The 11,878-nt window shown below is 63.2% G+C and carries 14 protein-coding genes and 1 pseudogene; 8 read left to right on the forward strand and 7 right to left on the reverse strand.

Annotated features, from left to right (window positions below; genetic code table 11):
• The first annotated feature begins 170 nt into the window (after window positions 1-170).
• Both groES and groL read left to right on the forward strand, forming a co-directional pair.
• Complete coding sequence (groES, locus tag G6N38_RS17180; RefSeq protein ID WP_036346100.1) at window positions 171-473, forward strand: co-chaperone GroES; 303 nt, start codon at window positions 171-173, stop codon at window positions 471-473.
• An 85-nt stretch (window positions 474-558) separates the two neighbouring features.
• Window positions 559-2,184 (forward strand): chaperonin GroEL, encoded by a 1,626-nt coding sequence (groL, locus tag G6N38_RS17185; protein ID WP_163749304.1) that lies wholly within the window; start codon window positions 559-561, stop codon window positions 2,182-2,184.
• A 59-nt stretch (window positions 2,185-2,243) separates the two neighbouring features.
• Here the strand turns inward: groL and G6N38_RS17190 are convergent, their stop codons facing one another.
• Complete coding sequence (locus G6N38_RS17190) at window positions 2,244-2,594, reverse strand: hypothetical protein (RefSeq protein ID WP_163749305.1); 351 nt, start codon at window positions 2,592-2,594, stop codon at window positions 2,244-2,246.
• Between the two features lie 411 nt (window positions 2,595-3,005).
• Between G6N38_RS17190 and G6N38_RS17195 the strand changes: the two genes are divergently transcribed.
• Complete coding sequence (locus tag G6N38_RS17195) at window positions 3,006-3,383, forward strand: hypothetical protein (protein ID WP_163749306.1); 378 nt, start codon at window positions 3,006-3,008, stop codon at window positions 3,381-3,383.
• 224 nt (window positions 3,384-3,607) lie between these two features.
• On the opposite strand, the gene G6N38_RS31240 is transcribed toward G6N38_RS17195, so the two are convergent.
• The 3 genes and pseudogenes from G6N38_RS31240 to G6N38_RS31105 form a co-directional block, all read right to left on the reverse strand.
• Window positions 3,608-3,718, reverse strand: a complete 111-nt coding sequence (locus tag G6N38_RS31240; protein WP_407663038.1) for an OsmC family protein — start codon at window positions 3,716-3,718, stop codon at window positions 3,608-3,610.
• Between the two features lie 61 nt (window positions 3,719-3,779).
• Window positions 3,780-3,869: pseudogene (locus G6N38_RS31100) on the reverse strand (OsmC family protein); the annotation flags it as partial.
• 30 nt (window positions 3,870-3,899) lie between these two features.
• Entirely contained in the window at window positions 3,900-4,064 is a 165-nt protein-coding gene (locus G6N38_RS31105) for a hypothetical protein (protein ID WP_322790533.1), read from the reverse strand.
• A gap of 221 nt (window positions 4,065-4,285) precedes the next feature.
• On the opposite strand from G6N38_RS31105, the gene G6N38_RS17205 reads away from it, so the two are divergent.
• Window positions 4,286-6,625 carry an FAD-dependent oxidoreductase gene (locus G6N38_RS17205; RefSeq protein WP_197748093.1) on the forward strand — a complete coding sequence of 780 codons (2,340 nt, stop codon included), beginning with the start codon at window positions 4,286-4,288 and terminating at the stop codon, window positions 6,623-6,625.
• Between the two features lie 71 nt (window positions 6,626-6,696).
• Here G6N38_RS17205 and G6N38_RS17210 read toward each other — a convergent pair whose 3' ends face one another.
• Entirely contained in the window at window positions 6,697-7,191 is a 495-nt protein-coding gene (locus G6N38_RS17210; protein ID WP_163749308.1) for a hypothetical protein, read from the reverse strand.
• Between the two features lie 14 nt (window positions 7,192-7,205).
• Complete coding sequence (locus G6N38_RS30755; protein ID WP_407662993.1) at window positions 7,206-8,126, reverse strand: transcriptional regulator; 921 nt, start codon at window positions 8,124-8,126, stop codon at window positions 7,206-7,208.
• On the opposite strand from G6N38_RS30755, the gene G6N38_RS31245 reads away from it, so the two are divergent.
• The 4 genes from G6N38_RS31245 to G6N38_RS17235 all read left to right on the forward strand — a co-directional run bounded on the left by G6N38_RS31245 (window position 8,062) and on the right by G6N38_RS17235 (window position 11,211).
• Window positions 8,062-8,229 carry a hypothetical protein gene (locus tag G6N38_RS31245; protein WP_345229399.1) on the forward strand — a complete coding sequence of 56 codons (168 nt, stop codon included), beginning with the start codon at window positions 8,062-8,064 and terminating at the stop codon, window positions 8,227-8,229. The two genes, G6N38_RS30755 and G6N38_RS31245, sit on opposite strands and share 65 nt — an antisense overlap.
• Before the next feature lie 14 nt (window positions 8,230-8,243).
• Entirely contained in the window at window positions 8,244-9,440 is a 1,197-nt protein-coding gene (locus tag G6N38_RS17225) for a CaiB/BaiF CoA transferase family protein (protein WP_163749310.1), read from the forward strand.
• A 254-nt stretch (window positions 9,441-9,694) separates the two neighbouring features.
• Entirely contained in the window at window positions 9,695-10,285 is a 591-nt protein-coding gene (locus G6N38_RS17230) for a VldE C-terminal domain-containing protein (RefSeq protein WP_407662994.1), read from the forward strand.
• Window positions 10,286-10,299: 14 nt separating this feature from the next.
• The gene (locus G6N38_RS17235) at window positions 10,300-11,211 is read left to right on the forward strand and encodes a DUF4349 domain-containing protein (RefSeq protein WP_407662758.1); all 912 of its coding nucleotides are present in this window, start codon (window positions 10,300-10,302) and stop codon (window positions 11,209-11,211) included.
• A 58-nt stretch (window positions 11,212-11,269) separates the two neighbouring features.
• Here G6N38_RS17235 and G6N38_RS17240 read toward each other — a convergent pair whose 3' ends face one another.
• On the reverse strand, window positions 11,270-11,749 hold the full coding sequence (locus G6N38_RS17240) for a GreA/GreB family elongation factor (protein ID WP_163749313.1): 480 nt from the start codon (window positions 11,747-11,749) through the stop codon (window positions 11,270-11,272).
• Between the last annotated feature and the right edge of the window lie 129 nt (window positions 11,750-11,878).

The following is an 11,878-nucleotide window of genomic DNA, read 5'->3' on the forward strand; positions in this document are numbered from 1 at the left end:
TTGAGTGCTAGCACTCGCATGTATAGAGTGCTAGGTGGCTTGCGGACAACCCCTGCGCCGGCACCCGCGACGACGACGCGAGGGCATGGACGTATGCCGAACACCTGGTAATTCCGACTGGTCCGGGCGCACTTGCCCCCGGCCCGCAAGTTAACTAAGTGGAGGACTCCATCGTGGCCGTGAACATCAAGCCACTCGAGGACAAGATCCTCGTACAGGCCAATGAGGCCGAGACGACCACCGCGTCGGGTCTGGTCATCCCGGACACCGCCAAGGAGAAGCCGCAGGAAGGCACCGTCGTCGCAGTTGGCCCCGGCCGCTGGGACGAGGATGGCGAGAAGCGGATTCCCCTGGACGTGGCCGAGGGTGACACCGTCATCTACAGCAAGTACGGCGGCACCGAGATCAAGTACAACGGCGAGGAGTACTTGATCCTGTCGGCACGCGACGTGCTGGCGGTCGTCAACAAGTAGCAACCGTGAACCGCCCCGGAGATCCCTGTATTCGTACGGGTGGTTTCCGGGGCGGATCGCGCTTAAGCCAAGTCAGGACTGACATATGAGCAAGCAGATTGAGTTCAACGAGACTGCGCGCCGGGCCATGGAGATCGGCGTCGACAAGCTCGCCGACGCCGTGAAGGTGACGCTGGGTCCGCGTGGCCGCCACGTGGTACTCGCCAAGGCGTTCGGCGGCCCGACGGTCACCAACGACGGCGTGACCATCGCCCGCGAAATCGAGCTCGAGGATCCGTTCGAGAACCTCGGCGCTCAGCTGGTGAAGTCGGTGGCCACCAAGACCAACGACGTCGCCGGTGACGGCACCACCACGGCCACCGTGCTGGCACAGGCCATCATCAAGAACGGCCTGCGGAACGTCGCCGCGGGCGCCAACCCGATCGCACTCGGTTCGGGCATCAGCCGGGCGGCTGACGCCGTATCCGAGGCGCTGCTGGCCGCGGCCACGCCGGTGGCCGGCAAGACCGGTATCGCCCAGATTGCCACCGTCTCCTCGCGTGACGAGGAAGTCGGCGAATTGGTCGGCGAGGCGATGACCAAGGTCGGCACCGACGGTGTGGTCAGCGTCGAGGAGTCCTCGACGATGAACACCGAGCTGGAGATCACCGACGGTGTCGGCTTCGACAAGGGCTTCATCTCGGCCTACTTCGTCACCGATTTCGATTTGCAGGAGGCCGTCCTCGAGGACGCGCTGGTACTGCTGCACCGCGACAAGATCAGCTCGCTGCCCGACCTGCTGCCGCTGCTGGAGAAGGTGGCCCAGGCTGGTAAGCCGCTGCTGATCGTCGCCGAGGACGTCGAGGGTGAGGCGCTGTCGACGCTGGTCGTCAACGCCATCCGTAAGACGCTCAAGGCCGTTGCGGTCAAGGCCCCGTTCTTCGGTGACCGTCGCAAGGCGTTCCTCGATGATCTGGCGGTGGTGACCGGTGGTCAGGTAGTCAACCCCGATGTCGGCCTGCTGCTGCGGGACGTCGGCCTCGAGGTGCTGGGCTCCGCGCGTCGCGTGGTGGTCAGCAAGGATTCCACCGTGCTCGTCGATGGCGGCGGTTCGCAGGACGACATCGCGGGCCGCGTCAAGCAGCTCAAGAGCGAGATCGAGGCGAGCGAATCCGACTGGGACCGCGAGAAGCTGCAGGAGCGACTGGCCAAGCTGGCCGGCGGCGTTGCGGTGATCAAGGTCGGTGCGGCCACCGAGACCGCCCTCAAGGAGCGCAAGCACCGGGTCGAGGACGCCGTGTCGGCGGCCAAGGCCGCGGTCGAGGAGGGCATCGTCGCCGGCGGCGGCAGCGCCCTGGTGCAGGCCGGTAAGGCGCTCGATTCGCTGCGAGCATCGGTGTCCGGCGACGAGGCACTCGGCGTCGAGGTGTTCGCCTCGTCGTTGTCGGCCCCGCTGTTCTGGATCGCCACCAACGCCGGTTTCGACGGGGCTGTCGTGGTCAACAAGGTCAGCGAACTGCCTGCGGGCCACGGCTTCAACGCCGCGACGCTGACCTACGGCGACCTGATCGCCGACGGTGTGATCGATCCGGTCAAGGTAACCCGGTCCGCGGTGCTCAACGCCGCGTCGGTGGCACGCATGGTGCTCACCACCGAGACCGCGATCGTGGAGAAGCCGGTCGATGCTGTCGACGACGGTCATGGCCACGGTCACCACGGGCACGCGCACTAAGTAGTTCGTACGAAGCACCCCCGGTCCTGTTGGGCCGGGGGTGTTTTCGTTGTTGCGGGCTACAGGCAGCGGAACGGGTGCAAGATATCGCGGATCGGCCCACCGCAGGGGTTCCAGCCCACCGGGGGTCCCCAGCCGGAAGGATTGTTCCAGTCGGGCGGCGCCTCCCAGCCCTGCGGGGGAATCCAGCCCGCCGCCGGATACCCGTTGTTCCATCCGGGCCACTCGGGGTGGTACCAATCGGCAGGTCCGCGCCAGCCCGGAGGAGGAGGCGGCGGGCCGTATGGACCATAGGCTGGCACTGGCGCGAAGCCAGGCGCGGCGCTGGCGATACCGGTGCCAACGCCTATAGCGCCGGCGACCAGAGCGCCGGTAATCCCCACTGCGGCAACGATCTTTGTTGACTTCATTCCGATCAACCTTTCCCGGTCCCGACGCCATGGGATCCGCGGTTGCAGTGCTTTGCTTCACTGACGATCCGACGCCGATCGAGTTCCATCGGCGGTGGCGTCTGCTGGTTAACCTAACTAGGCAAGCTAAGAATGGGCTATGCCCACGCTCGCAGTGTGGTGTCCGAACCCTGTTAAGCCGGAGGTGTTTTCGCTTCCTTCGCCGGTCACGCCAGTCGGCATCGGCACGAGTTCCGCACGGTGGGCAACGATCGCCTGTGGGTTACCTGTGCGGGCCTGCTGCGGGGCGTGGGCTCGGGTAGCGTTTCGTTGGGGAGCGGTGGGACTGGGGGCACTATGCATGTCTCGGCCTTTGTGCCAGTAGTGAGTGCGATTGACAGTGGCTCAGGCATAAATGCCATTGGATTTCCGATGTCAACGTTCTCTGTCAACGAGTTCCCGATCGGGGTTCAGATTCCGATCGTTCTGTCGGTGTGGACCGAAAGTGGCTCCGATCATGACCCGCACTTGTACGCAGTGGCCCATGATCCGGACGGAGTGCGGCGCGGCACCATCGACATCTTCTGGCATTGGCCTGACGTCGAGGGCCAGTCGTGCAAAGTCGGGGTGCGGGTTCTGCAGTTAGCCTTCGTCGCTACGAAGCCGGGGGCGTATCGGGTGGGCCTCTACGGCGATCCGGACTCCACGGAAACCGGGCACTCATTCCCGTTGCTGGTGACGTTAGCGGTACCCAGCGAGGTTAGCAAACAGGGCTCAAAAATCTTGGTAACGAACCCTATTCGCCGTTGATCGTACCGGGTCAGCCCGCGGTCGAGTGCGCCTTGGCCGGCTTGCGTGAGTAGCTCGTACGTGGCGCCCTGGCCCTGTTGGGTCGGGGATGTTCTGTTATGTGGTCGACCACCTTCGACTGGATCGCTGCAGGGGGATGTCCTTTGTACTCGTTGCTGACCGTCTTGATGCCAGGATTGACACCGTTGAACTGTGGACGCGAGTTCCGAACGACCGAGGTCGGTTCACGTCAGCGACGTGGCGATGTCGACCTCTGATGTCAGCGCCTGGTGCACAGGGCACCGCTCGGCGATTTCCAGAAGCCGCTGCGGTTGGGCGGCGTCGAGGTCGCCCAACCAATGTGATTGTTCGATCGATATGGCTAATCTGGCCCTTGGTGGTTTCACACTCGGCGCAGTCCTCTGCGTGAACACGGCTGTGCCGCAGGGTCACCTCGACCCGCTCCAGTGGCCAGCCTTTCTTATTGGCGTATGGGCGCACCGTCATCGAGGTGCATGCGCCAAGGCCGGCCAGCAACTAGTCGTAGGGCGTCGGTCCCGCATCATCGCCGATCGGCCGTGGCTCGTCCGCGAAGAGTTGGTGCCGACCTGCCGTGATCTGCTGGGTGTTGGTCCCCGTGCCCGTCTCGGTCACGGCGACAGTGCCTTCGGATGTTTTTTCAGTGGTGTCGTGTGCAGTCATGGCCGTAATCCAATACCACCGAGACGCGGTGGTCGATAACTTCGATACCCGTGTCCGGGACCGATTGCCATGGTCGTCATCGGCGGGCGGATAGCCAAAATATAAGTCGGGTGATGATTCGCATTTACGATTCTGCCGAGCAGGACCGCGACTATCGTCTCGGCCAACCAGCCAGGTACTACCTGGGAAAACGCTGTCAGAATTTGGACCGAGGACGACTCGTGAGCGAAAAATCGATTCCAGACCAATCGCCGGCAGTGTCGAAACCCGGAGCGGGCCATTCGAATACGAAAGAAGAAAGGATCGCGATTATTGGGGGCGGCATCGCGGGCCTTTTATGTGCCTACGTGCTAAGAAAATTCGGCCATACGGTGGTGCTGTTCGAGTCGTCGGATGTCCTCGGCGGACGAATTCGATCGTTCAGGTTCAACCCCAAGATGTTGAACGAGATCGAACGTGACGACGATGTGGTCCGCGAGCCAGTAAAAAGCCAAGCGATTCTCAAAAATGCGCTCTTGCCCCGCTCACTCTCCCCATCGGGGCAGCTTCCGCTGAGGCTTGAGGACAGTGATGATGCGCCGCCTGACTTCCAAGGCGGAACGTACTCTGCGGAGGATTACGACCTGCGTGCGTGGGACCACCTTGAGTTCAACGCCGAGTTTGGGCCGATGCGAATCGAACTCGAGGTTCAGAGGATGCTCGGTTTCCTGATTGATCATCTCGGCATTAAGGGTCCGTATGAAGACCCGCCCACGATAGTCGCAGTGCCTCATGATCTCGTCCGAATGCAGGGCTTCCCGCCGTTCTCGTCGCCAGCGTCCAAAGGTGATCCGGTCTACTATCTCAGGCCTGAAGAAGAAGGCAAGACACCTCTCGATCTGCTGAAACTCGGTCTGTGCCGCGCTGTAGCGGACCTGAACTTCGGTCCCATGAAAACTGCAGCAATTGAGGTGGAGGACGCGGCCAACGTCAAGATCCCGGAGTCGATTGGAAGCCAGGATGTGAAGAGATACCTGGACTTTCAGGCCTCGCACGCCGATCTGCTCGCCAAACTCGGCAAGGCGACCGCCACCCAGCGCTCGGCGGCCCCGGTCTTCGAATCCTGGGTACGCCACCAGCTGCATGAAGACGACTACTGGATCATCCAGCGGTATGGGCGAATCCCCGTTCTCTACGGCGCCGAAGAGTACATCGATCTGCACACGATGGGGTTTTGGAACCTGATGGCGGCCTACCTTAGCCATAACGCGTTAGCCAAGGTTCGCGAACTAGGCTCGTTCTACCACTTGATCCCTGAGAACCCCAACGCAGCAGAATGGCTGACATGGTGGCTGCGCCAAATCTCCATCAGCGGCCAACTACAAGGCGTGTTCGGCGGCATGCAGTCCATTACCGAGATGCTCGTGGCGAAGATGGGCATCAACGTGGAATCGCATGACGCTGACCGACAATTATCCGAGGACGACCCACTCACCGCTGACGATGACAAACTCAAGATCTACCGCAACGCGACAGTGACTATTCTGCACAACGACAGCAAGACGATCGCTGTCGCCGTGAAGAACCGCGATGTGGCCGAAGAGTCGTTCGACCGCGTCATCATGGCGCTACCAACAGTTCCTGCAGAAAAACTGGTCCAACGATCAAACCTGTGGTCCCAGAGTGCCAAACCCGAAAAGGTCGAAGAGAAGTTCGCCGCGTATCTGCACTCGGCACTGCCATTCCCACTGCTGAAGGTGTTCTTCGTTGTTAGGGATCGATGGTGGGAAGAACCGGTGAGAGCCAACCCCGACGTCAGCCGCTATCCGACGCGCGAGGTTTATTTCTGGAAGTCTCGCTTCAAAGACAGCCGTCGGGGTCTGGTCATGCTGTACACCGACCGCCCGGCGTCCTCGTTCTGGGCCAACTACGTTCCGAACCCAACCCAAGAAGATATCGACGAACTCTGTCGCAGCTCCTCTACCGACCCCGATGCGGATGCTGTCAAAATCCTTCGTGCCAGACTTAAGAGCCGATTCGTAGAGTACGTCAACGAAGCCGAAGGCGAAGCCACCATCACCACAGATGACATCATCTGGTGCGGCATCATGGACTGGGGCCGCGAACCTTACGGCGCCGCATCTCACGCGTGGCGACCCAACCGCGAATATTGGAATACCCTTGCAGGCCTGTCTGACTGGGCACTGGGTCCTGATGGTTCGGGTCCTCACCTGCACGTATGCGGAGAGGCGTACTCCGACTACCACGCCTTCATCGAAGGTGCGCTGCGTTCAGCCGTCCACGTACTCACCCAAATCCCCAACCCGCGAGAACCCTCGGAAGAGCGAGAGCCCTCGGAAGAGAAAGAAGCTGCACTCACTTTCATCCTGAAGGGTGTGCTCGGAGTTGACGTCGACATGTCAGCTGTCCTCAAGACCGGAGACGCAACGTCCTCGGCCTTGAGGGGCGATGCCGATCCGAAGTCCGAAGACAAGCAGAAGAAAATTAAGTACATCAAAGACTTCTTCGACTGGTCATTAAACCTCGACCAAATGAAGAGTCGTGCGCAATCGGTGGACTAACCACATCTGACATGAAAGAACTGTCATGAGGATCCGTACCGTTGGGCACTTGCTCGCTTCAGCCCGCCGGTTCACCGCGCTGTCGGCTGAATCGACACCAGCCGGAACGTTCCCGGCGAGGCGTCATCGGACGTGAACCGGACCACCAACATATCCGGGGGAAACTGCGTCGCAAGGTCATTGAGCGTCCTGGGCATGAACACCCGCGACTTCGCATTGCCGTACCAACCGGGATCCGACGGGTCAACGCTGAGATTGCGCACGCTGTCGATGCTGGCGTCCCAGCGCTGAACAGGATCAGGCAAAGCATCGCCGAATCCTGCTGACCTCTGGTACGCATCCAGTTGTCCCGCAAGGGTTACCGCCGTCCCGCCACCGACAGGGGTGCCAGTGATCGTCCCGTTGATGACGTCGGCGGTCACTGACGTCAGGCGCGCCGTGCATACGTTGTCGACGACGGCAGACGGCGCGCAGAACTGAGGGAGCGGGTCAGCGTGGGCCGGGGCAACGTTGAGTGTCACCGGCAGCGCAATGCCAGCGATGGCGGCCCATGCACGCTTTCGCACAGGTATGTCCTCCCTTAGGTATCTGAAAGGTATTCGGCCCCAGGGACCCAGGAGTTACACGTCGTGCTCAACGCGACGCTCAGCCGGCGGGTCACAGCAGCAAGTTGCTCACCCGCCCGAGTGACATCGGCGCCGCTCATCGGCTCCGCGCTGGGCACCAAGCTGAGCATCAGCGAGATGCGGGAGTCCGGGCCGAGTATGGGGGAGTGGATGTGGCTCACCGTGTAGGTCTCCTTCGGCGCGAGGCTGACTGGGAACCACTCCTCCTGATGGATCAGTTCATCGGTCAACGCCTGCGCCAACTGACTCAGCCGGGTCGAGCGCACCTCGGCGCTGCGCACCACCAGCGCCAGTTCCTGCAACCGCAGATCCGGCAGGATGTGCAGGCCCACCGCATAGCCACGCTGATTGGCATTGGTGATGGCCTCGCGGTAGCGCTCGCGCACGTCCTCGGGCAGCGCGCCCAGCCAGCGCTCCCGCACATCCGGCCCCCGCCACGCGACGGTCGACGCCCCATACGGTGGCCGGTGCGGAATTTGGGTACCGATCGGCATCGGATGACCACCGCCGTGACCGCTGCGGACCTGACTGACACCGTCAATGATCACGTTGATGGCAGAGGCGTGGGATGAGATCGACACCAACCCTGATATCCGCGCCGCCATACTCACCGGGGAGGGCTCGTCGTACTGCGTCGGCGGCGACTTGGCCGACGGCTGGATGGTTCGCACATCGTCAGACAAAGGCCCCGAGCCGCAACCAGAACGGAAGACTGCCGGCAACGTCATCACCGATGGGCTGCTGCTGACCCGCTCACTAACCAAGGCCCGGGAGATCGCAGCGAAGGTCTGCGCCAATGGTCCACTGGCAGTGCGCAATGCGAAGGCATCTATCGTGGCTAGCGGGTGGCTCGATGAGGGCGACGCTCGCCAGATCGAGCAGAGGTTCGTTGCCGAGGTGATGCGTTCCGACGACGCCAAGGAGGGCCTCGCGGCCTTCCGCGACAAACGTGCGCCGCGCTTTACCGGGCGGCGCTGACCGGGAGGATGCTGATGGAACACACGGGGCCGCTGAGCGGTATTCGCGTTCTGGAATTGTCGCTTGCGCTCACCGGTCCGTATATCGGTGCCCTGTTCGCCGACCAAGGTGCTGACGTTGTGAAGATAGAGCGCCCGGATATCGGCGACATCCTGCGGTGGATTGGCCCGAGCGTCAACGGGTTAAGTGCCGTTTTCCGGGTCTGCAATCGCGGCAAGCAGTCGATCGCCGTGGACATCCGGACCGACGCAGGTCGGGACATCGCACTCGAACTGGCCGCGCAGGCCGACGTCGTCATCCAGAACTTCCGTCCCGGGGTGGCGGAGCGACTTGGCCTTGGCTATGACAACGTTGTCGCAATCAACCCCGGGGTCGTCTATCTGTCGCTGAGCGGATTCGGCGAGGTTGGGCCCTACCGTGAGCGCAGCGCTTATGACACCGTGATTCAGGCCTACGGCGGTGTCGCGTCGAGCCAGGCCGATCCGGGAGTTGGGGAACCGATATTCCTGCAGCAAGTGCTCGCCGATAAAGTCACCGCGCTTTATGCCAGTCAAGCCGTCACCGCCGCTTTGCTCGCGCGTGCGAACGGCCGCGGCGGACAGCATGTGCACGTCTCGATGGTCGACGCAGTCGTGTCGTTTCTGTGGACCGACGCGACCGGCAATGAGGTGCTGCTCGACGCCGACGGCTCGCAGCCGTCGAGTTTCACCTCCGGCTTCAAGCCATTCCACTTCGTCGACGGGTGGGGCGTGGTGACACCGATCTCGGACTCCGACTTCACCGGAATGTGCCGCGCGTTGGACGTGCCCGGTGCGGATGATCCACGACTTGCGACCGCTGACCTCCGTAACCAGCATCGTCCGTTGATGGCGCAGGTGCTGGAGTCCTGTTATGCGGGCGCAGAAAAGCTCACGGTGGAAGAGGCGACAGCGCGCTTCGAGGCCGAGGACGTGCCCTACGCGATGATCGTCCCGCCTGACGAATTGCCCAACGATCCGCACGCCATCGAGATGGGGCTGTTCGTAGAAGCCGACGATCCGGTGGTGGGGCGCACCCGTATCCCGAGGCATCCGGCTCTGTTCGATGGCACGCCCGCTCAACTGGCCGGTGCTGCACCGGCTTTGGGTGAACACACCACCGACGTGCTGGTGCGGCTGGGTCGTTGCGATCAGGAGAGCGAGCTCCGGCAATCGGGCATCATCGCGGGGTGAGCGCCGCGCCGCGCTAATTGTGCCTACCGTCATCGACTCGTCGAATGCGTTCTAGTGGTCCACTGGTGTGTGCATCTGCGGCAGCGACCCGTGGCCGTACCAGTCGATGCCGTAGAGGGCCGGGCCGGTCGCGCTGGCGAAGGTTGCCACATCGGATCGGTGACCGCAGTAAAGTGCTGCTCGTGGTCAGAGTCTTCGCCGGCGCCCGCGGTCGCTGGCTTGCGGTGGGGGCGTCGGTCGCCATCGCAACGGCGATGTTCTACGCCCAGAGCCACGAAGAGCGGTGTTGTGTTGCCGTGCCTGCTGTTTCACCCGCGGGACAGGCATTGGCATCATCCGACGCCCCTCGTGTCGCCCAGCCCACCGAAGCGGAATTGCTGGCCGCGAGCGCACCCGTCGCCGGCGCGGACTTCCAGCTCGCGTTGCCGCGCGGCCTCGCGCCCGAGGAGGGTTTGCAGGTCCATACCATCTGGGTGGCTCGCGCCATCAGCGTGATGTTCCTCGAAATCAAGACAATCGGCGGTTATCGGCAAGACCCGTTGCCGTGGCATCCGAACGGGTTGGCGATCGACGTGATGATCCCGAACTACCACTCGCAGGAGGGGATCGAGCTCGGCAACCAGATCGCTGGGTTCGCCCTGGCCAATGCGAAGCGGTGGGGAGTGCTGCATGTGATCTGGCGGCAGGGCTTCTACCCGGGCATCGGCGCGCCGAGTTGGACGGCGGACTACGGCAACGAAACCGCCAACCACTACGACCATGTGCACATCGCCACCGACGGTGGCGGCTACCCGACCGGACGCGAAACGTACTTCCTCGGGTCTATGCGCTCGGAACCGGCCTGACGACGATGAAGCACGTGCTGCGGACTTCGTGTGCTCGCTTGGCGGTGCCGTTGGTGGTGGGCGTTGCTGCGTTGACGGCCTGCGCCGGACCCGACCCGCGCCCCGCGACCGCTCCGGCGCCGTCCGTCACCTCGGTGGAGGCCGCCGGAGCGCCCATGCCCCAGGATGCGCCGGGCCAGCCCCCGTTGGTCAAACGCGACGTGGTGAAGACCGCAGCCATGACGATCTCGGTGACGGAACCCGCCGCGGCCGCGGATAAGGCCGCTGCCCTTGTCGCGACCGCGGACGGCCGCGTCGACAACCGTTCCGAGGATGCGGGATCGGGCACGGACAGGGCGCGATCGACGGTGGTCTTGCGGGTCCCCGTCGCCAAGCTCGACGACGTGTTAGGGCAACTCAAGGCATTGGGCACCGTCGAACACGTCGAAATCACCTCCGACGACGTCACCGCGCAGCGCGTCGACCTCGATGCCCGGATCAAGGCACTGCAAACGTCGGTCGACCGGCTGCTGGGGATCATGCGGGACGCCAGAGACCCCGACGCCCTGATCAAGGCCGAGGGCGCGCTCTCCGAGCGCCAGGCGGAGTTGGACAGTCTCCGGGCGCAACGGGAGGCGCTCGGCGACCGCATCGACTACAGCACCGTCAACGTCACCTTCGTCGCCCAGACCATCGGTGGCCCCGCGCTAACTGAATACCGGGGCTTCTTCGGTCAAATCGAACGAGGTTGGGACGGTTTGGTTTCCGCCGTCGGCAACCTGGTGCTGTTTTTCGGGCTGCTGCTTCCCTGGTTGGCTGTGCTCGCGGCCGTCGGTGGGATCGCGTACGGGGCGGTACGGCTGGTGCGGGGGCGGCGGCCCAAGCCGACACCCCCTGCGACCACCGCGGTGGATACTCCGGCCGAGGACCACGCCAACGGGGCATGAATCCTCGATGGGGCCCCGCCATCGGATTCCCAGCGCTGCAAGGAGATGGACTCCTCGACTACCGACATGGCTCTTCTGTCCGTGCGGTGTGCATGCCATACGGCACGGCCTTGAGCACAGTGACGGACAGTGCAGCGCCGCTGGGCAATGTGTAGGCGAGTTGCTGACCCGGGCGCGCACCCGCGATGGCCGAGCCCAGCGGTGATTGGACGGAGTAGACCTCCATGTCACCGTATTCAGCGCCACGAACCCCCAGGAGGAAGGTCTCGGTGTCGCCGGTGTCGTCGTAGCGGATGGTCACCACCATGCCAGGCTCGGCGATGCCGTCGTCGGGCGGATCCTCGCCAACGACTGCGGTCACGAGCAAGTCGTGAATCTGCTGGATTCGGCTTTGCCATCCGCGCTGGATGGCGGCTGCGTTCTCGTCGTTGTCAGCGTTGTCCACTCCGCCGGCTGACAACTGGCGCAGCGTTGCCAATTCCTGTTGCAATCGGTCGAAGGCCTGTGGTGATATCCAGACGCGCTGGGCGGTGGTCATATTTTCTGTCCTTTCGGGCTAGCGAGGCGTGTGCGAAGGTGCATCACGCGTTGATCTTTCGTGCCTTTCGAGGTTGCCGTCAGGGGCGGGCGGTACATCAGCTCCGCCCCTGACGACTCGCGAGCCCGG

Origin of the sequence: Mycolicibacterium helvum (assembly GCF_010731895.1) — a bacterium.
GTDB lineage: Bacteria > Actinomycetota > Actinomycetes > Mycobacteriales > Mycobacteriaceae > Mycobacterium > Mycobacterium helvum.

What these genes read in the sequence shown, in the direction of transcription:
- groL (WP_163749304.1), top strand. Translation starts at nt 559, where the DNA reads ATGAGCAAGCAGATTGAGTTCAACGAGACTGCGCGCCGGGCCATGGAG.
- G6N38_RS17190 (WP_163749305.1), bottom strand. Translation starts at nt 2,594, where the DNA reads ATGAAGTCAACAAAGATCGTTGCCGCAGTGGGGATTACCGGCGCTCTG.
- G6N38_RS17195 (WP_163749306.1), top strand. Translation starts at nt 3,006, where the DNA reads ATGTCAACGTTCTCTGTCAACGAGTTCCCGATCGGGGTTCAGATTCCG.
- G6N38_RS31105 (WP_322790533.1), bottom strand. Translation starts at nt 4,064, where the DNA reads ATGACTGCACACGACACCACTGAAAAAACATCCGAAGGCACTGTCGCC.
- G6N38_RS17225 (WP_163749310.1), top strand. Translation starts at nt 8,244, where the DNA reads ATGGAACACACGGGGCCGCTGAGCGGTATTCGCGTTCTGGAATTGTCG.
- G6N38_RS17230 (WP_407662994.1), top strand. Translation starts at nt 9,695, where the DNA reads ATGTTCTACGCCCAGAGCCACGAAGAGCGGTGTTGTGTTGCCGTGCCT.
- G6N38_RS17240 (WP_163749313.1), bottom strand. Translation starts at nt 11,749, where the DNA reads ATGACCACCGCCCAGCGCGTCTGGATATCACCACAGGCCTTCGACCGA.